Origin of the sequence: Bacteroides salyersiae WAL 10018 = DSM 18765 = JCM 12988, assembly GCF_000381365.1 — a bacterium.
Lineage (GTDB): Bacteria > Bacteroidota > Bacteroidia > Bacteroidales > Bacteroidaceae > Bacteroides > Bacteroides salyersiae.
The window spans coordinates 2,133,523-2,152,052 of the sequence record NZ_KB905466.1 but is presented as its reverse complement, the minus strand read 5'-3'; the positions used below and the strand labels follow the sequence as shown (position 1 = coordinate 2,152,052).

Below are 18,530 nucleotides of genomic sequence, written 5' to 3'. Positions count from 1 at the left end.
TGTGTTTTCTATCGATGTTTAGATATGAATTTCGGAGATTTTCCTCTATCTTTGTCGCCTAAATCATTTTAGTACAAGTTAATGAAAGAATTCTTGCAACTCATGAAACGGTTCGTATCTCCTTACCGGAGATATGTGGTGGGAGCCGTGTTTTTGAATATTTTGTCAGCAGTATTCAATATATTCTCGTTTACGCTATTGATTCCCATCCTTCAAATTTTATTTGAAATGGATAGTAAGGTATATGAATTTATGCCTTGGGATTCGACTGGGAGCTTGAAAGACATAGCTGTGAATAATTTCTATTATTATGTATCACACATGATTGAGGTAAATGGTCCGTCGATGACTTTGCTTTTCTTAGGACTGTTTTTGGCTTTTATGACTTTGCTTAAAACCGCTTGTTACTTTGCTTCTTCGGCAGTCATGATTCCTTTGCGTACAGGAGTAGTTCGGGATATTCGTATTATGGTTTACTCTAAAGTGATGTCATTACCTCTGGGCTTTTTTTCAGAAGAACGGAAAGGAGATATTATCGCTCGTATGAGTGGTGATGTGGGGGAGGTAGAGAATTCTATAACCAGTTCGCTGGATATGCTGATCAAAAACCCCATACTTATCATATTCTATTTTGGAACATTGATCATCACCAGTTGGCAGTTGACACTGTTTACTCTGTTGGTTCTTCCCGGGATGGGATGGCTTATGGGAGTGGTTGGTAAGAAACTGAAACGGCAGTCGTTGGAAGCGCAGGGAAAATGGAGTGATACAATGTCACAATTGGAAGAGACGCTGGGAGGATTGCGTATTATCAAAGCATTCATTGCAGAAAAAAGAATGGTGGATCGCTTCGCCAAATGCAGTAATGAATTGAGGGATGCCAATAACCGGGTGGCTATGCGGCAGGCGCTGGCACATCCGATGAGCGAATTTTTAGGTACCATATTGATTGTTATTGTACTATGGTTCGGTGGTTCGTTGATCTTAGGGAAGAACTCTACGATTGATGCTCCTTCGTTTATTTTCTATATGGTGATTCTTTATAGTGTTATCAATCCGTTGAAAGAATTTTCTAAAGCCGGATACAACATTCCTAAGGGATTGGCGTCTATGGAGCGCGTAGACAAGATATTGAAGGCTGAGAATAATATAAAGGAAATTCCTAATCCGAAACCATTGAACGGCTTGAATGATAAAATTGAGTTTAAGGATATTTCATTCAGTTATAATGGTAAGAAAGAAGTCTTGAAGCATGTCAATCTGACTGTGCCTAAAGGAAAAACAATCGCTTTGGTAGGGCAATCCGGATCGGGTAAGTCGACATTGGTTGACCTGTTGCCGCGTTATCATGATGTGCAGGAAGGTGAAATAACGATTGATGGGACCAGTATAAAGGATGTGCGTATCTCTGCTTTGCGAACCTTGATTGGCAATGTTAATCAGGAAGCTATTTTGTTTAATGATTCCTTCTTTAATAATATTGCTTTCGGTGTAGAAAATGCGACTATGGAGCAGGTGATTGAGGCTGCGAAGATCGCCAATGCACATGACTTCATTATGGAGAAAGAGGATGGCTACAACACCAACATCGGTGATCGTGGAAGTAAGCTTTCGGGTGGCCAGAGGCAACGGATCAGTATCGCACGCGCTATTTTGAAGAATCCTCCTATTTTGATTCTGGATGAGGCTACTTCTGCTTTGGATACGGAATCCGAACGTCTGGTACAGGAAGCGTTGGAACGTCTGATGAGAACTCGTACGACGATTGCAATAGCCCATCGGCTTTCTACAATAAAAAATGCGGATGAAATATGTGTTCTCTATGAAGGGGAAATAGTAGAACGCGGTAAGCACGAAGAATTATTGGCCTTGAATGGGTATTATAAACGTCTTAATGACATGCAGTCGCTTTGATAAAATTGCAGATACGATGAAACTCAATAAATATGTCCGTAGGATAGCCTGTTGTCTGACGGTTGTTACTTTGCTTGGCTCGGTAGCTCATGCCCAGATGGTAGAACGTTTATGCCGGACGGATTACGAGATTGATCCGGAAAGACAGGGAGAACTTCTGGTTGAACTTGATAATATCAGCTTTTTTAAGGACAATGAGTTTGCAGGAAGCGTTATAAACGGATACTCTTTGCCCGGTCTGTGGTTACAGCCTAAAGGGGTGTTTTATCCATTGAAGAATATAAAGTTGGAATTGGGAGTTCATGCCTTGATTTATAGCGGTGCTTATAAGTTTCCCAATTATGCTTATCATGATATTGCAATTTGGAAAGGAAACCAGTATCAGCGTGGTACGCATATTTTGCCTTATTTCCGCGCGCAACTGGCTTTGTCGCGGGTAAATCTGGTTTTGGGTAATCTGTATGGCGGTGAAAATCATAGACTGATTGAGCCCCTTTATAATCCCGAATTGAACTTGACGGCCGATCCGGAAACCGGATTTCAAGTATTGTGTGATTTAAAACGTTGGCATTTCGATGCCTGGATCAACTGGCAGAGTTTTATTTTTGAAGCGGACACCCATCAGGAGGCTTTTACGGTCGGTCTCTCTTCTTTGGTTAAATTTAATAGACCGGAATCCCGTTTCCATTATTATTTGCCGGTACAGATGACTATTCAGCACCGGGGGGGAGAACAGATCGTGGATAACGACCGTCCTGTGCAAACTTTGGCAAATGGCTCTGTTGGTGCCGGTATTGTTTGGAACGTAAACCGCAAAGTGTTGAAGCGGATAAATGTTGAGGCGGACATGTTGGGATATTATCAGGAATCCGGCAAGTTGTGGCCTTTTGACAAAGGGGTGGGATTATACACGAAAGCCTCTTTTGATTTAGGAAATAATATTCGTGTAAAAGGCGGCTATTTTGTTTGCAAAGATTTTATCTCTTTATTCGGCATCCCTTATTTTGGTGCTGTTTCTATGAAGACAGAGGGAGCGGTTTACGATGACCCTCAAACTTGTTTCCTTTCCGTCGAATATTCCCGGACTTTTGGAAAACACTACGCTTTCGGTGCAAAAGGCGATCTGTATTATTCAATGCCCGGTACCATGAAGCTGGCGAGTGGTGAACTTGTTCCGGAAGGAAGCATGACTAATTTCTCATTTGGTGTTTATCTTAGGGTAAATCCGGCTTTTCTGATTAAGAAATTCAAGTAGTCTGCAATTATTTTCGTCCGAAATCAGCAGGAATCTCTCCCCATTCTTTGGTCTCCCATTTCAAAATACGGGTGGAATAGGTGTTTTCTCTTAACCACTTTTCCGCACGTTCGATAAGGAGAAATAATGCTTCCGTTTCTGGGGTACGGGGCAGTTTGGTCTTACATTTTTTTTGTTTCACCCAACTGATTGCATTTACGCTATCGCTATATATGGGCATATCAAACCCCTTTTGTTTCAACAAGGCAAGTCCGTGTACCAATGCCAGAAATTCTCCGATGTTGTTTGTGCCTTTCATGGGGCCGAAATGAAAAATCTCCTGTCTGCTGGCCACATGTACTCCACGGTATTCCATCGGACCGGGATTACCGCTACAGGCGGCATCCACTGCGAGACTGTTTTCTACTACGGCTGCGGGTAATACTTCGGAAGAGGGTTTGTGCTTGTTTTCTGTTTTTACGGCATTTTTTCCGATATAGGCATAAGGAGACGAATGAAAGGCACGTTCAGCTTCTTCGTAGGTACTGAAGGATTTGTATTTAGCACCTTCATAACCTTTTGTTTGGAGTTGGCATTCTGTCCAGGAGGTATAAATCCCCGGAGTACCTCCTTCCCATACCACGTAAAACTTTTGTTTACCCATTTATCTTTTTCATTTGAGTGGCAAAGTTACAAATATTTTCTTTTACCGAACAACTTTTCATGATCGGTTGTTCTTTATTATAGATATCATAATAAAGAAAGGAGTTATAATGGAGAAATCTTTTAAAGAGGCCTTAAAACACAGAAGGACTTACTATGCAATTACAAACCAGTCGCCGATTTCCGATAAAGAAATAGAAGAAATTATCGATTTTGCCGTAACACATGTACCATCGGCTTTTAATTCACAATCCACCCGTGTCGTATTGCTATTGGGCGATAACCATCGGAAATTGTGGCAGATCGTTAAAAATACATTGTGGAAGATAGTGACTCCGGAAGCTTTCAAAAATACAGAAGCGAAGATAGATCATTCTTTTTCCAGTGGATATGGTACGGTACTGTTTTTTGAGGATCAGAATGTGGTGCAGGATCTGCAGAATAAATTTATCAGTTATAAAGATAACTTTCCGGGATGGGCTATGCAAACATCTGCTATGCACCAATTAGCGGTGTGGACGATGCTTGAAGATGCCGGTTTTGGTGTTTCTCTGCAACACTATAATCCTTTGATCGATGAAGAAGTTCGTCGCACATGGGAACTTCCGGCAAGTTGGCATTTAATAGCCGAGATGCCGTTTGGAATGCCCGCCGGAGAACCGGGCGATAAAGAATTCAAGGAACTTTCGGAAAGAGTGAAAGTTTTTAAATAAGCATATCGGTTTTATTTACTACATACCGTGAGCTTTTTAATATATAATTGCCTATCTTTGTCTCAAAAAGATAGGCAATTATGATTCGTATATTTCTGACCGGCTATATGGGAGCCGGTAAAACGACATTAGGGAAAGCATTCGCACGGAAATTAAATCTTCCGTTTGTCGATCTGGACTGGTATATGGAAGAACGTTTTCATAAAACGGTAGGTGAATTGTTTGTGGAACGTGGTGAGGCAGGTTTCCGGGAGTTGGAAAAGAATATGCTGCATGAAGTAGGCGCCTTTGAGAATGTTGTGATCTCCACAGGTGGCGGTGCTCCCTGTTTTTTTGATAATATGGATTTTATGAACCGCAACGGTAAGACGGTCTTTTTGAATGTACATCCCGACATGCTGTTCCGTAGGTTGCGTGTGGCCAAGCAGCAACGTCCTATTTTACAGGGTAAACAGGACGACGAGTTGAAAGAATTTATTATCCGGGCATTGGAGAAACGTGCTCCTTTTTATTCGCAAGCCCAATATGTTTTTAATGCCGATGAACTGGAGGATCGTTCCCAGATAGAAAAATCGGTGGAAAAGTTGCGTGACTTATTGAAACTGTAGCTTATTTGTACCTTTTGTAAATATCTTATTTAAAAAACATGGCTTTCTGATTGTATACTATGGATTTATAGTTATTTTTGTTGCCTTAAATAATTTATAAACACAACTGAATACATTAAAATGAGAAAGTGGCGTATTGAAGATTCTGAGGAACTCTACAACATTACAGGTTGGGGTACTTCGTACTTTGGTATTAATGACAAAGGTCATGTTGTTGTTACACCGCGAAAAGACGGCGTCGGCGTCGACTTGAAGGAACTGGTCGATGAGTTGCAGTTACGTGATGTGGCATCTCCCATGTTGATACGTTTTCCGGATATCTTGGACAATCGTATTGAAAAAACAGCTCACTGCTTTAAGCAGGCTGCCGAAGAGTACGGCTACAAGGCTCAGAATTTCATTATTTATCCAATCAAGGTAAATCAGATGCGTCCGGTTGTGGAGGAAATTATCAGCCACGGAAAGAAGTTCAATCTCGGTCTTGAAGCCGGATCTAAACCCGAACTTCATGCTGTGATTGCCGTAAATACGGATTCTGATTCATTGATTATCTGCAATGGATATAAAGATGAAAGTTATATAGAACTGGCGTTATTGGCTCAGAAGATGGGAAAACGTATTTTTCTCGTCGTAGAGAAGATGAATGAATTGAAACTTATCGCTAAGATGGCGAAGCAATTGAATGTAATGCCTAATATCGGTATTCGTATCAAGTTGGCTTCTTCCGGAAGTGGTAAGTGGGAAGATTCGGGCGGTGACGCCAGTAAGTTCGGGCTGACTTCCAGTGAATTGCTTGAAGCATTGGATTTTTTGGAAAAGAAGGAGATGAAAGAGTGCCTGAAGCTGATCCATTTCCATATCGGGAGCCAGGTTACTAAAATCCGTCGTATTAAGACGGCATTGCGTGAGGCGTCTCAGTTTTATGTACAGCTTCATGCGATGGGCTTTAATGTGCAGTTTGTCGATATTGGAGGCGGATTGGGAGTTGATTATGACGGTACCCGTTCTTCCAGCAGTGAAAGTAGCGTGAATTATTCTATTCAGGAATATGTCAATGACTCGATCTCTACTCTCGTGGATGCCAGCGATAAGAATGGTATTCCTCATCCGAATATTATTACTGAAAGCGGCAGGGCATTGACAGCCCATCATTCGGTGCTCATTTTTGAGGTATTGGAAACAACTACTCTGCCCGAATGGGACGATGAAGAAGAAATCGCTCCGGATGCTCATGAGTTAGTGCAGGAGCTATATGGGATTTGGGATACATTGAATCAGAATAAGATGCTTGAGGCTTGGCACGATGCACAACAAATTCGTGAAGAGGCCCTTGATCTTTTCAGTCATGGTATTGTCGACTTGAAAACGCGTGCACAGATTGAACGCTTATATTGGTCTATTACCCGTGAAATAAATCAGATAGCTGCCGGATTGAAGCATGCACCGGATGAATTCCGTAGTTTATCCAAATTGTTGGCAGATAAATATTTCTGTAACTTCTCATTGTTCCAGTCGCTTCCCGACTCTTGGGCTATTGATCAGATATTCCCTATTATGCCTATTCAGAGGCTTGACGAGAAGCCCGATCGTTCGGCTACCTTACAGGATATCACCTGTGACTCGGATGGAAAAATTGCCAACTTTATTTCAACGAAGAACGTGTCACATTATATGCCTTTGCACAGCTTGAAAAGTAAGGAACCTTATTATCTCGGCGTGTTTCTGGTCGGAGCTTATCAGGAGATATTGGGTGATATGCACAACTTGTTCGGCGATACGAATGCAGTACACGTTTCCGTAAACGAGAAAGGTTATTCCATTGAGCAGATTATCGATGGTGAGACGGTTGCCGAAGTGTTGGATTATGTGCAGTATAGCCCCAAAAAATTGGTGCGTACATTAGAGACGTGGGTTACCAAATCCGTAAAAGAAGGAAAAATATCGGTAGAAGAGGGGAAGGAGTTCTTGTCGAATTATCGTTCGGGACTTTACGGATATACATATTTGGAATAGAGGGTGGGGAGAGACTTATCTTTTAGAATATATGAGAGAAAAATTGACTGTTATTAAAGTGGGCGGTAAGATTGTAGAAGAAGAAGCTACACTTAACCGATTATTAGATGATTTTGCAACGATAGAAGGCCATAAAGTGCTGGTACACGGCGGGGGGCGTTCGGCTACGAAGATAGCGGCGCAGCTTGGCATTGAGAGTAAAATGGTGAACGGACGCCGTATTACAGATTCTGAGACACTGAAAGTGGTGACGATGGTATATGGCGGATTGGTCAATAAAAACGTGGTTGCCGGCCTGCAGGCTCGCGGAGTGAATGCTTTGGGATTGACTGGAGCGGATATGAATGTCATGCGTTCGGTGAAACGCCCGGTGAAAGAAGTGGATTACGGTTTTGTGGGTGACGTGGAAAAAGTGGATGCTTCACTGTTATCCGATCTTATATATAAAGGTGTGGTTCCTGTTATGGCACCGCTTACTCATGACGGTAAAGGCCATATGCTTAATACCAATGCCGATACCATTGCCGGAGAGACGGCAAAGGCGCTTGCCGCTCTTTTTGATGTGACTCTTGTTTTCTGTTTTGAGAAGAAAGGCGTGTTGCGTGACGAAAATGATGACGATAGCGTGATTCCTTTGATCACCCCTGCGGAATTTAAGCAATATGTGGCCGATGGCATTATTCAGGGGGGGATGATTCCAAAGCTCGAGAACTCTTTTGCTGCAATTGATGCCGGAGTTTCGGAGGTTATAATAACTTTAGCATCAGCTATTAGCGGAGAAGAAGGAACACGGATCAAAAAATAATCCGAAAAAAAATAAGAGTGTACCTGTAACTTTTCATATTCTCATCCGTCATTCTTATAGAGATGCAAGAAATCAGCTTCCGAAACGATATATTGCCTTTGAAAGATAAACTCTTTCGACTGGCCCTCAGAATAACTTTGGATAGGGCAGAGGCCGAGGATGTTGTTCAGGATACCATGATACGGGTGTGGAATAAGCGTGATGAGTGGCAACAATTTGAATCTGTCGAGGCTTATTGCCTGATAGTGGCAAAGAATCTGGCGATAGACAGAAGTCAGAAGAAAGATGCCCAAAATGTAGAACTGACCCCCGAAATGGCGGAAGAAGTCGATACATCCGGCCCCTATGACCGATTGGTGAATAATGAACGTATGAAAATTATTCACCGGTTGATTGATGAACTTCCCGAAAAACAAAGGCTTATTATGCAGTTGCGGGATATAGAGGGTGAGAGCTATAAAGATATTGCAAAAGTGCTTCAACTGACGGAGGAACAAGTTAAAGTAAACCTTTTCAGGGCAAGGCAAAAAGTGAAACAACGGTATATAGAGATTGACGAATATGGACTATAAATATATAGAACAGCTTTTGGAGCGATATTGGCAGTGTGAGACTTCCTTGGAGGAAGAATCGGAGTTGCGCGCTTTCTTCTCAAAGGGAGAAATACCGGCTCATCTGCTTCAATATAGAGACCTGTTTGTTTATCAGCAGGTTCAGCGTGAGACGGGGCTGGGCGAAGACTTCGATGCACGTATTCTGGCTCAGGTAGAACCGCCGGTAGTGAAAGCACGGCGTCTGACATTGGTCGGAAGGTTCATGCCTTTGTTGAAGGCGGCTGCGGTTGTTGCTTTTATGCTTTCATTGGGGAGTGTGGCGCAGCATACATTTTTCGCCAATGAAACTTTGGATTATAATTACGATACTTATACAGATACATATGATGATCCGGAAGTGGCTTATAAGCAAGTTTCTTCTGCATTGATGATGCTGTCTGAAGGAATCAATAAATCACAAGACCAAAACTTGGCCGACAGTGTGCGGTTAGGCGGAGTCGATATGATTAACGAATAATGAAGAGCGTTCTTTTAATGTGCTGGATGGCATTGCTATCTGTAGCCGTATCGGCTCAGGACTTTGCTTCGCGTTTTCTGACTGAACATAAGGCGGATTCAAATCTGACGTGTATAACTATCAGCCCGAAGATGATGGAGGAGATCATGAAAAGCGATGCTGAGAAAGATGATGAAGTTCTGGAGATTATTTCTAATTTGAAGAGCATGCAGATGCTGACTGCCAAAGTGGAAGGGCAGAAGTATTACGATGAAGCTCTAAAGGTGGTGGAAAAGAATTCCGGAAGGTTCGAACCGTTTCTTTCTTTTAAGGATAAAGCTGAAAATTGTCAGATTATGATCCGAAAGAAGAAGGATGCGATTGTCGAGTTGGTGATGTTGATGCATGAAAAGAATCAGTTTGCCGTGATTAATTTTACGGGCAATATGAGTCCGGAATTCATTTCGAAGCTGGCAGCTTCGATGAAGCCCAAGCGCTCTTGATAAGAAAAGACATTTTCATTTGCTTTAAACATAAATATAGTTAGTGTGCTTAATTAAAACAACTTGAGGCTGTGAAGTTTCAATTCTCTCAAATTTTTATAGAAAAACTAACTAAATAGATGGGCTACCGCGTGATGCAGTAGCCCTTTTATTTATCCTGCCGGTTCATATGGATTGCTTGGAAAAAGGAGAAAGAGAATACCAGAGAATGGCATTAAAGAGAAAAGGAAGTTGCCTCACGGAAACTTCCTTTTTCCATCTCTGTTAGAGAGATAAAGTTATATGTAAAGAGAGAATTTTATAATTTACGCAGTCCCTTTTTGGAGAAATCTATTTGTGGTTCTCCTCTGTAGGCTACTTCACCACTGCCGGAGACACGCCCTTTCAAGCTTTCTGTGGCATAACAGCTTATATCTCCCGAACCATTGATAGAGGTCGTTACATTCTCTGTTTCCAATTCGGAAGCTTGAATGTCTCCTGAACCGTTGATACTGTATTCGGCATTTTTGCAGATTCCGGAAAGGGAAATATCTCCCGAACCGTTGATACCTACTTCTGCCTTTAGGGCATCTATCCTGTTCAATGTCATATCTCCCGACCCGTTGATGGATAATGATAACAAATTACAGCTTATTTTGTTTCCCGCAATGTCTCCCGAACCTTGTATTTTAATACTTAAATTATCGTCGGTTTGTATTCCGTTTACAAGTTTGATATCACCGGAACCCGATAAGGCTATTCGGTTGAGTGCAGGACCGGAAACTCTTATTTCCAATTTTCCCCTGTTCTGTATGCTTGTGTTGTTTTTGAATTTTACGGTCAGGCTATTGTTTTGCACATAGATATCCAGCAGTTCTACTATATTATCTTGGCCGTATACCTCTACAGAAGGCTTTCCTTGGGCCTGTTTATAAATAACATCCGGGCTTCCTGTTAATTGTAGCCCGTTGAATTTCTCTACTTTGATCTGCTTGGTTATGTAGTTATTGCTTCCGGTCACCCGATTGCTGGGCGAGCAGGCAGTTATTGTCCAGATCAGTAAAATTGCAGCGAATGAAGAAATTGAAATTGATTTCATGTTTTTATATATTTAAATACCCTTGATACTTCCCACACCCTTTTTGCTGAATGTTTTTTGTGCAGGATTTCCTTTATAGTTAATACTTCCTACTCCTTTGACGGCTGCGTCTAAAGATTGGGTAGCATTGCATGAGATATTGCCCACTCCATTGGAGGAGGCTTTCACGTGTGTTGCTTCCAGATCCGTTGCTTCTACATCGCCTACACCCTTAGAACTGAGATTGGCGTTGACTACTTTCCCTTTTAGGTTTACGTTACCCACTCCCATCGAGTTTACGGTCAGATTCTGGCAGTCCAGTTCCTGAACATTGACGTCGCCGACTCCTTTGCTTTCGATGTCGAGCCTGCCGGTAACAAACTTATTATCGATGTGAATGTTTCCTACGCCTTTAAATTGGATCCGGTTCAGATCCGGAGAGCTGATGGTTATTTTGAGTTTCTTGGCATTCTTTATTTTCTTATGCTTATCCATAGCTAATATCAGAGTATTACCTTTTACCGATACCTGTATTAACTTGACAAAATTATCCGGTCCATAGATTTGCAGGGAACTTTTCCCATCTGTAGATTGGGTATAATAAATGTCACCTACCGTAGTGGCATCTATGGAATTGAAATCTTTTATTTGGTAATCCCGTGTGATGTAATTTTTGCTGGGAGCTATGCCTTCCGCTCTTTCTGAGATAAAGGTACAACCGGTCAGTAATCCAGTCAGGAATATGATTAAGAATACGTTTAATTTTGCTTTCATCTTATAAGTTTTTTTGAGGTTTCTGTTTATTAGACGTAGACTCTTTCAAAAAGGTTGCATCGGGTACTACTTTTTTTTGAGTCTGTTGTATTTGTTCTTCCCGCAGAATATTTGTTTATTTGCAGGTGTATGGAAAAAATAGATAAGATACTTGAAGATGAAGAATTGGGGCTTTTGGTGATACGTGTTAATCCACGTGCCAAGCGGCTGATTTTCCGGACGAAAAGTGATGCCATTTATGTAAGCGTACCTCCCGGAACCACATCTGCCGAGATCACCGATGCTATCAATCAATTGCGTGTGAAATTGCGTGGCTTCAAGGAGAAGACTGCTCGCCCATCGATAGATTTGGATTACCGGATTGAGACGGAATATTTTAAGCTGTCTTTGGTAGCCGGTGAGCGTGATCGTTTTCTGGCGCATTCGGAGTTAGGAGAGATGCGTATCGTTTGTCCCCCGACTGCTGATTTTACTGATAGTAAGTTGCAGGAATGGTTGCATAAGGTCATTGAGGAAGCGCTGAGAAGAAATGCAAAAATCATTCTTCCGCCACGACTGTACATGCTGTCCGGCCGGCATAACCTTCCTTACAAGAGTGTGAAAATCAATTCCAGCCGTGGACGGTGGGGGAGTTGCTCGGCTCGTAAGGCAATCAACCTGTCTTACTTTCTTGTTTTGTTGCCTCAGCATTTAATAGACTATGTGCTGCTTCATGAATTGTGCCACACGCGTGAGATGAACCATGGCGATCGTTTCTGGTCGTTACTCGATTCGTTGACCGATGGGAAAGCGCTTGCGCTACGCGAAGAATTGAAAAATTATAAGACGGAGATTTGAAAGGATGGCAACGTCTAACGGGAGAGTTGTTTAATTCCGTCGGCATCTTTTTCAAAGCGGTAGCTGCCCCCCTTTTCGCTTAAGTCGAATGTAGACAGTTCGTCTGTCAGATTATCGACGATCATCAGCGCATTTTGCTCTGCAAATCGGCCTACTTCGATTGCGAAGGGCTCTTCGGTTATTCGTCTGTTTATTATCAGACTGTCATTGATGAAAAGTGAGAGCGAATCACCGGTGAATCCTTTGGTAAGATGGATCGTGTAAGTTTCTATGAAGTGGCGTTCTTCCTGTTTTTCGCGTTGCAGCCTCATACTCATATAGACAAAGATGACTACAACAAAAATAACGGCGAATGCCAGAATACCATTGCCTACCATAAATTGCTTATTAGTGTTCAGACGATGTGCCATAACGATTCTTTTAAAATTTCGGTGTAAAGGTACTGATTTTATTTGTGATTACCGGTATAGGAATGTCCGAATCATAGCGAATCGTAGCGAATACCTATCAAAAAAATAATAAAGGCTTTGTTCGTTTGCAAAAGGTACAGAAGTCGGAATTAAAAGTATGGAATAGAAACTTGAATTGATTCCTTACCCCTTACGCTTCCCCTTGTTCATCAGTGTTTGCGTGCGGAAGGGGGGATTGTCAATGTTCGATTATGCTTTATGTGAATATGGTGATTGTGCCTCGTATTTCCAGCTCTTGGAGCCCCTTCCGCTCTGTAATGGCGGCAAGCAAGGCATTTCAGAATTGCGTAAGGGATCTGTGCAGACTCTCGCTGTCTATGTTTCTGTTCCTGTCTTTGTCAAATACTTCTTATGCTTTTGGCTGGATATTTACCGCCTGACGCTGCGAATTCCTGCTTGTGGAATTCAAGTTTATCTCCTTCGGCAATATTATATCGGGTACATTGTATTATCTTTGCTCACGTATCATAACGATATCCGGTGTACGGCTTACTACAAATCAAATTGATAACATGAACAAGAAACTATTATTTCCTTTGGTATTCGCAGGATTTGCATGGTCTGTTTTTGCACAGAATACGATAATCTCCCCGGCTATTCCTGTTGATAAAGTGATAGAGGATAAGGTTGAGAAGTTGCTCGAAAAGATGACTCTGGAAGAGAAAATAGGGCAGATGACCGAATTGACGATCGATGTGTTGACTGATAAGAAAACAACAGGGCAACCGGGTTTTACTTTTGATGAAGCCATGCTCGATACCGTGATCGGTAAATATAAAGTGGGATCTATACTGAATGTACCTTATGGCGAAGCACAGACGAAGGAGGTCTGGGCCACTCTTATCAAAAGAATTCAGGAAGAATCGATAAAGTCTATGGGAATTCCCTGCGTGTATGGCGTCGATCAGATACATGGCACCACCTATACGGCCGGTGGAACTTTCTTTCCGCAGGGCGTCAATATGGGGGCTACATTCAATCGTGAACTGGTACGGAAAGGAGCCGAGATATCGGCTTACGAAACAAAAGCCGGATGCATTCCTTGGACGTACGCGCCCGTTGTGGATCTTGGCCGTGATGCCCGTTGGCCTCGTATGTGGGAAAATTATGGAGAAGACTGTTACGTCAATACAGAGATGGGACGTGAATCTGTGATTGGTTTTCAAGGCGAGGATCCGAACCATATAGGCCCCAATCAGGTAGCTGCCTGTTTGAAACATTATATGGGTTATGGTGTCCCCGTATCCGGCAAAGATCGTACGCCATCGTCTATCACGGTGCAGGAGATGCGTGAAAAGCATTTTGCCCCTTTTCTGGAATCTGTGAAAGCCGGTGCTTTGTCTGTTATGGTGAATTCTGCTATGAACAACGGGCTTCCTTTTCATGCCAATTATGAACTTTTGACGAAATGGCTGAAGGAAGACCTTAATTGGGACGGGCTCATCGTAACGGATTGGGCGGATATAAACAACCTGTATACCCGTGACAAAGTGGCCGCTTCCAAGAAAGAAGCCGTAAAAATGGCTATTAATGCCGGTATCGATATGTCTATGGTGCCTTATGAATGGAGTTTCTGTAATTATCTGAAAGAACTTGTGCAAGAAGGTGAAGTTCCTATGAGCCGCATTGATGATGCTGTACGCCGGGTACTGCGCATGAAATTCCGTCTCGGGCTGTTCGACAAGCCATATTGGGATCCTTCGGAATACCCGGAATTTGCGAGTAAATCGCATGCTGCAACTGCTTTGCTGGCGGCAGAGGAATCACTTGTCCTATTGAAGAATGCGGATCGGATTCTGCCACTTGCTTCCGGAAAGAAAATATTGATTACCGGACCGAATGCCAATTCGATGCGTACGCTGAATGGCGGATGGTCTTATTCCTGGCAAGGCCATAAGGCAGATAGGTTTGCCGGTGAGTATAATACGATCCTTGAAGCATTCAAGGCAAAATTCGGTGTGGGAAATGTGGTATACGAACCAGGAGTGACTTATAAGCAGAAAGGTGCTTACTGGGAAGAGAATGCTCCGAAAATAGAAAAAGCGGTTGCTGCCGCTTCGGAAGTGGACTATATTCTGGCCTGTGTCGGTGAAAATTCTTATTGTGAAACACCGGGCAACCTGACTAATCTTTTCCTCTCACAAAACCAGTTGAATCTGGTGAAAGCTCTGGCGGCTACCGGAAAACCGGTAATTCTGATTCTGAATGAGGGGCGTCCGCGTATTATCAATGAGATAGAGCCGTTGGTAAAGGCGGTTGTCAACATCATGTTGCCGGGTAATTACGGGGGCGATGCACTGGCTAATCTTTTGGCCGGCGATGTCAATTTCAGTGGGAAGATGCCCTATACTTATCCTAAAGATATCAATTCTTTGGTGACTTATGATTATAAACCGTGTGAAGACCTTGAGAAGATGCAGGGAGCTTATGATTATGATGCGGTGATGTCTGTTCAGTGGGCTTTTGGCTACGGGCTTAGCTATACGACTTTTGCCTATGATCGTCTGAGCGTGAATAAACCTTCGTTTACTGCCGGTGATGAACTCGTTTTTACGGTCGATGTGACCAATACCGGTGATAAGGCAGGTAAGGAGAGTGTTCTGCTTTTCAGTAGTGATCTGGTGGCTTCCTTGACTCCTGATATCCGCCGTCTTCGTGCTTTCGAAAAGGTAGAACTGCAACCGGGTGAAACGAAAACCGTTACATTGAAAGTAAAAGGCAGCGATTTGGCTTTTGTAGGCTATGATGGTAAATGGATACTGGAAAAAGGAGATTTCAGAATTCAAACAGGAAAGCAAACGCTGAATATAACCTGCTCGGAAACAAAAAAGTGGAATACACCGAATAAATAAAATCAATCTGTTGATTTTAAGAAATATAGTTGCATCCTGATACTATGAATAAAAGGTATCAGGATGTTTTTTTATACGATTATCCTCGATCTTGTGTTGCAAAACATATTTCTTATTCTTGTTGATCTTAAATAAATTACTTTTCTTTGCAGCAGGATGGTTCAGCATAGTTGCCGGACGTTTTCTGAAAACCTTTTGATCTGTAGATATGGAGATTATATTCGGACAGCAAACAACCAAAGTGAAGCAATTGGCCGATCTCATCAGCCAAGATATTTCAATGGGTAGATATAAGGTAGACGATGCTTTGCCTTCTATCAATCAGTTGAGCCGGGATTATAAGGTATCACGTGATACGGTTTTCAAAGCTTTCATCGATTTGAAAGAACGGGGAATTATCGATTCCACCCCCGGAAAAGGGTATTATGTGGTAAACAGGCAGAAAAGCATATTGTTGTTGCTTGATGAATATTCCCCATTTAAAGACACCCTTTACAATAGCATTATCAAGCATTTGTCTTCCCGTTATAAGGTCGATTTATGGTTTCACCAATATAACGAGAGCCTGTTCAATGCTATTCTTCGTGAATCCTTGGGGCGGTATAATAAATACGTTGTTATGAACTTCGATAACGAAAAGTTCTCTCCTAATCTTTATAAAATAGACTCTTCCAAACTCTTATTGCTCGACTTCGGCAAGTTCGACAAGAAAGATTATTCTTATATATGTCAGGATTTTGATGATTCTTTTTATCAGGCATTATTGCAACTGGCCGATCGGTTGCGGCACTATAAAAGGCTCGTTTTGTTGTTTGTGAAAGGGACAAAGCACCCCCGGAGCACTTGTGACAGTTTCCGGAAGTTTTGTGCCGACCGGGAATTCATATGCGAAGTGAGGGAGGATGTGGAAGGAATGAAAGTGCGCGAAGGCGAGGTTTATATCGCTATCCGACAGGTCGATGTGGTACATATCATCAAACAAAGCCGGATAGAAGGTTTGGTTTGCGGAACTGATTTCGGCTTGTTGGCCTATAATGAAACTCCTGCTTATGAAGTGATAGACAGGGGAATAACTACGCTGAGTATCGATTGGGAAAAGATGGGGACATTGACAGCCGATTTTATCCTTACCGGCAAGCAGATACATACGTATTTGCCTACCGAGATACGTTTAAGAGGATCTTTATAGGATTTTTTATTCCTATGTTTCAGCACAGTTCAGTACAGATGGAAATGTTTTACTTATTTAAATCATAAGAATATGAAAAAGTATCCGAAAATTGGAATTCGCCCTACCATTGATGGTCGTCAGGGTGGTGTTCGTGAAAGTCTTGAAGAAAAGACAATGAATCTGGCTAAAGCCGTAGCCGAATTGATCTCTACAAATTTAAGAAACGGAGACGGTACTCCGGTAGAGTGTGTGATAGCCGACGGTACGATCGGACGTGTGGCCGAAAGTGCTGCATGTGCCGAGAAATTCGAACGTGAAGGGGTGGGGGCAACCATTACCGTGACATCCTGCTGGTGTTATGGAGCCGAAACAATGGATATGAACCCGTATTACCCGAAGGCGGTTTGGGGATTTAACGGAACCGAACGTCCGGGAGCCGTTTATTTGGCAGCCGTATTGGCAGGACATGCACAGAAGGGCCTGCCGGCTTTTGGTATTTACGGACACGATGTACAGGATCTGAATGATAATTCCATTCCTGCCGATGTAGCCGAAAAGATATTGCGTTTTGCCCGTGCTGCCCAGGCGGTAGCTACTATGAGAGGAAAATCTTATCTTTCTATGGGTAGTGTTTCCATGGGTATTGCCGGTTCTATCGTTAATCCGGATTTCTTCCAGGAATATCTCGGTATGCGAAATGAGTCTGTCGACCTCACAGAAATCATCCGCCGCATGACAGAGGGTATTTATGATAAAGAAGAGTTCGCCAAAGCAATGGCCTGGACCGAAAAGTATTGTAAGAAGAACGAAGGAAAAGACTTCAACCTTCCGGAGAAAACAAAAAACCGTGAGCAGAAAGACGAAGACTGGGAATTCATTGTCAAGATGACTATTATCATGCGCGATTTGATGCAGGGAAATCCGAAACTGCGTGAGATGGGCTTCAAAGAAGAGGCTTTAGGGCACAATGCCATCGCTGCCGGATTCCAGGGGCAACGCCAATGGACCGACTTTTATCCTAACGGGGATTATTCGGAAGCCTTATTGAATACCTCTTTTGACTGGAACGGTATTCGTGAAGCTTATGTGGTAGCTACCGAAAATGATGCCTGTAACGGCGTAGCGATGCTCTTCGGGCATCTGTTGACAAACCGTGCGCAGATATTCTCGGACGTGCGTACCTATTGGAGCCCCGAAGCGGTAAAACGCGTGACAGGAAAAGAACTTACCGGCATGGCTGCCAATGGTATTATTCACTTGATCAATTCCGGTGCTACAACGCTCGACGGAACCGGTCAGCAAACCGATGAGAAAGGTGAACCGGCGATGAAACCTTGCTGGGAGATCACGGAAAAAGAGATGGAGAAATGTCTGGAAGCTACTACCTGGTATCCTGCTAACCGTGATTATTTCCGTGGCGGCGGCTTCTCTTCCAATTTCTTATCCAAAGGAGGCATGCCTGTTACGATGACACGTCTGAACTTGATTAAAGGATTAGGCCCGGTACTCCAGATTGCCGAGGGATGGACGGTAGAGATCGATCCGGAAGTTCACCGTTTGCTGGATGAACGTACGGATCGTACATGGCCGACCACTTGGTTTGTACCCCGTTTGTGTGATAAACCTGCATTCAAAGATGTTTATTCGGTAATGAACAATTGGGGGGCCAATCATGGTGCTATCAGTTATGGGCATATCGGACAGGATCTGATCACATTAGCTTCTATGTTGCGTATTCCTGTATGTATGCACAATGTCGAAGAAGACGCCATCTTCCGTCCGGCCGCATGGAATGCTTTCGGTATGGAGAAAGAAGGAGCGGATTACAGAGCATGTGCTGTTTATGGTCCTATTTATAAATAATGG

At 42.8% G+C, this 18,530-nt stretch carries 17 protein-coding genes; 13 read left to right on the top strand and 4 right to left on the bottom strand.

The window, feature by feature from the left end:
* The first annotated feature begins 81 nt into the window (after positions 1 to 81).
* Both HMPREF1532_RS08070 and lpxZ read left to right on the top strand, forming a co-directional pair.
* Complete coding sequence (locus tag HMPREF1532_RS08070; protein WP_044097430.1) at positions 82 to 1,914, top strand: ABC transporter ATP-binding protein; 1,833 nt, start codon at positions 82 to 84, stop codon at positions 1,912 to 1,914.
* A gap of 16 nt (positions 1,915 to 1,930) precedes the next feature.
* A complete protein-coding gene (gene lpxZ, locus HMPREF1532_RS08065) occupies positions 1,931 to 3,169 on the top strand; it encodes an LpxZ family protein (protein WP_005927467.1) in 1,239 nt (412 codons plus the stop codon).
* 7 nt (positions 3,170 to 3,176) lie between these two features.
* Here lpxZ and HMPREF1532_RS08060 read toward each other — a convergent pair whose 3' ends face one another.
* Positions 3,177 to 3,812: a ribonuclease H1 domain-containing protein gene (locus HMPREF1532_RS08060; protein WP_005927464.1), complete on the bottom strand. Its 636-nt coding sequence runs from the start codon at positions 3,810 to 3,812 to the stop codon at positions 3,177 to 3,179.
* A 109-nt stretch (positions 3,813 to 3,921) separates the two neighbouring features.
* On the opposite strand from HMPREF1532_RS08060, the gene HMPREF1532_RS08055 reads away from it, so the two are divergent.
* The 7 genes from HMPREF1532_RS08055 to HMPREF1532_RS08025 all read left to right on the top strand — a co-directional run bounded on the left by HMPREF1532_RS08055 (position 3,922) and on the right by HMPREF1532_RS08025 (position 9,503).
* Positions 3,922 to 4,524 (top strand): nitroreductase family protein, encoded by a 603-nt coding sequence (locus HMPREF1532_RS08055; RefSeq protein WP_005927461.1) that lies wholly within the window; start codon positions 3,922 to 3,924, stop codon positions 4,522 to 4,524.
* A gap of 80 nt (positions 4,525 to 4,604) precedes the next feature.
* A complete protein-coding gene (locus tag HMPREF1532_RS08050; protein WP_005927459.1) occupies positions 4,605 to 5,132 on the top strand; it encodes a shikimate kinase in 528 nt (175 codons plus the stop codon).
* A 120-nt stretch (positions 5,133 to 5,252) separates the two neighbouring features.
* Positions 5,253 to 7,145 (top strand): biosynthetic arginine decarboxylase, encoded by a 1,893-nt coding sequence (gene speA / locus HMPREF1532_RS08045; RefSeq protein WP_005927456.1) that lies wholly within the window; start codon positions 5,253 to 5,255, stop codon positions 7,143 to 7,145.
* Positions 7,146 to 7,176: 31 nt separating this feature from the next.
* Positions 7,177 to 7,950, top strand: coding sequence for an acetylglutamate kinase (gene argB / locus HMPREF1532_RS08040; RefSeq protein ID WP_005927454.1), 774 nt, complete (start codon positions 7,177 to 7,179; stop codon positions 7,948 to 7,950).
* Positions 7,951 to 8,012: 62 nt separating this feature from the next.
* Complete coding sequence (locus HMPREF1532_RS08035; protein WP_005927451.1) at positions 8,013 to 8,522, top strand: RNA polymerase sigma factor; 510 nt, start codon at positions 8,013 to 8,015, stop codon at positions 8,520 to 8,522.
* Entirely contained in the window at positions 8,512 to 9,021 is a 510-nt protein-coding gene (locus tag HMPREF1532_RS08030; RefSeq protein ID WP_005927448.1) for a hypothetical protein, read from the top strand. Before HMPREF1532_RS08035 ends, HMPREF1532_RS08030 begins: the two co-directional genes overlap by 11 nt.
* The gene (locus HMPREF1532_RS08025; protein WP_005927446.1) at positions 9,021 to 9,503 is read left to right on the top strand and encodes a DUF4252 domain-containing protein; all 483 of its coding nucleotides are present in this window, start codon (positions 9,021 to 9,023) and stop codon (positions 9,501 to 9,503) included. Before HMPREF1532_RS08030 ends, HMPREF1532_RS08025 begins: the two co-directional genes overlap by 1 nt.
* A 298-nt stretch (positions 9,504 to 9,801) precedes the next feature.
* Here the strand turns inward: HMPREF1532_RS08025 and HMPREF1532_RS08020 are convergent, their stop codons facing one another.
* Positions 9,802 to 10,581 carry a head GIN domain-containing protein gene (locus HMPREF1532_RS08020; RefSeq protein WP_005927443.1) on the bottom strand — a complete coding sequence of 260 codons (780 nt, stop codon included), beginning with the start codon at positions 10,579 to 10,581 and terminating at the stop codon, positions 9,802 to 9,804.
* Between the two features lie 12 nt (positions 10,582 to 10,593).
* Entirely contained in the window at positions 10,594 to 11,334 is a 741-nt protein-coding gene (locus tag HMPREF1532_RS08015) for a head GIN domain-containing protein (RefSeq protein ID WP_005927440.1), read from the bottom strand.
* 138 nt (positions 11,335 to 11,472) lie between these two features.
* Between HMPREF1532_RS08015 and HMPREF1532_RS08010 the strand changes: the two genes are divergently transcribed.
* The gene (locus HMPREF1532_RS08010) at positions 11,473 to 12,171 is read left to right on the top strand and encodes a YgjP family zinc-dependent metalloprotease (protein ID WP_025819011.1); all 699 of its coding nucleotides are present in this window, start codon (positions 11,473 to 11,475) and stop codon (positions 12,169 to 12,171) included.
* A gap of 14 nt (positions 12,172 to 12,185) precedes the next feature.
* Here the strand turns inward: HMPREF1532_RS08010 and HMPREF1532_RS08005 are convergent, their stop codons facing one another.
* Positions 12,186 to 12,581, bottom strand: a complete 396-nt coding sequence (locus HMPREF1532_RS08005) for a hypothetical protein (protein ID WP_005927434.1) — start codon at positions 12,579 to 12,581, stop codon at positions 12,186 to 12,188.
* A 572-nt stretch (positions 12,582 to 13,153) separates the two neighbouring features.
* Between HMPREF1532_RS08005 and HMPREF1532_RS07995 the strand changes: the two genes are divergently transcribed.
* The 3 genes from HMPREF1532_RS07995 to fucI all read left to right on the top strand — a co-directional run bounded on the left by HMPREF1532_RS07995 (position 13,154) and on the right by fucI (position 18,527).
* On the top strand, positions 13,154 to 15,493 hold the full coding sequence (locus HMPREF1532_RS07995) for a glycoside hydrolase family 3 N-terminal domain-containing protein (protein ID WP_005927432.1): 2,340 nt from the start codon (positions 13,154 to 13,156) through the stop codon (positions 15,491 to 15,493).
* 208 nt (positions 15,494 to 15,701) lie between these two features.
* Complete coding sequence (locus tag HMPREF1532_RS07990) at positions 15,702 to 16,682, top strand: GntR family transcriptional regulator (protein WP_005927426.1); 981 nt, start codon at positions 15,702 to 15,704, stop codon at positions 16,680 to 16,682.
* Between the two features lie 72 nt (positions 16,683 to 16,754).
* Positions 16,755 to 18,527 carry an L-fucose isomerase gene (gene fucI / locus HMPREF1532_RS07985; protein ID WP_005927423.1) on the top strand — a complete coding sequence of 591 codons (1,773 nt, stop codon included), beginning with the start codon at positions 16,755 to 16,757 and terminating at the stop codon, positions 18,525 to 18,527.
* Positions 18,528 to 18,530 lie beyond the last annotated feature (3 nt).

Excerpts from the sequence above, each read along its gene's own strand:
- HMPREF1532_RS08020 (WP_005927443.1), bottom strand. The coding sequence starts at position 10,581 with ATGAAATCAATTTCAATTTCTTCATTCGCTGCAATTTTACTGATCTGG.
- HMPREF1532_RS07995 (WP_005927432.1), top strand. The coding sequence starts at position 13,154 with ATGAACAAGAAACTATTATTTCCTTTGGTATTCGCAGGATTTGCATGG.
- HMPREF1532_RS08015 (WP_005927440.1), bottom strand. The coding sequence starts at position 11,334 with ATGAAAGCAAAATTAAACGTATTCTTAATCATATTCCTGACTGGATTA.
- argB (WP_005927454.1), top strand. The coding sequence starts at position 7,177 with ATGAGAGAAAAATTGACTGTTATTAAAGTGGGCGGTAAGATTGTAGAA.
- HMPREF1532_RS08005 (WP_005927434.1), bottom strand. The coding sequence starts at position 12,581 with ATGGCACATCGTCTGAACACTAATAAGCAATTTATGGTAGGCAATGGT.
- lpxZ (WP_005927467.1), top strand. The coding sequence starts at position 1,931 with ATGAAACTCAATAAATATGTCCGTAGGATAGCCTGTTGTCTGACGGTT.
- HMPREF1532_RS08060 (WP_005927464.1), bottom strand. The coding sequence starts at position 3,812 with ATGGGTAAACAAAAGTTTTACGTGGTATGGGAAGGAGGTACTCCGGGG.
- HMPREF1532_RS08055 (WP_005927461.1), top strand. The coding sequence starts at position 3,922 with ATGGAGAAATCTTTTAAAGAGGCCTTAAAACACAGAAGGACTTACTAT.
- HMPREF1532_RS08070 (WP_044097430.1), top strand. The coding sequence starts at position 82 with ATGAAAGAATTCTTGCAACTCATGAAACGGTTCGTATCTCCTTACCGG.
- HMPREF1532_RS08025 (WP_005927446.1), top strand. The coding sequence starts at position 9,021 with ATGAAGAGCGTTCTTTTAATGTGCTGGATGGCATTGCTATCTGTAGCC.
- HMPREF1532_RS08035 (WP_005927451.1), top strand. The coding sequence starts at position 8,013 with ATGCAAGAAATCAGCTTCCGAAACGATATATTGCCTTTGAAAGATAAA.
- HMPREF1532_RS08050 (WP_005927459.1), top strand. The coding sequence starts at position 4,605 with ATGATTCGTATATTTCTGACCGGCTATATGGGAGCCGGTAAAACGACA.
- HMPREF1532_RS07990 (WP_005927426.1), top strand. The coding sequence starts at position 15,702 with ATGGAGATTATATTCGGACAGCAAACAACCAAAGTGAAGCAATTGGCC.
- HMPREF1532_RS08030 (WP_005927448.1), top strand. The coding sequence starts at position 8,512 with ATGGACTATAAATATATAGAACAGCTTTTGGAGCGATATTGGCAGTGT.
- speA (WP_005927456.1), top strand. The coding sequence starts at position 5,253 with ATGAGAAAGTGGCGTATTGAAGATTCTGAGGAACTCTACAACATTACA.
- fucI (WP_005927423.1), top strand. The coding sequence starts at position 16,755 with ATGAAAAAGTATCCGAAAATTGGAATTCGCCCTACCATTGATGGTCGT.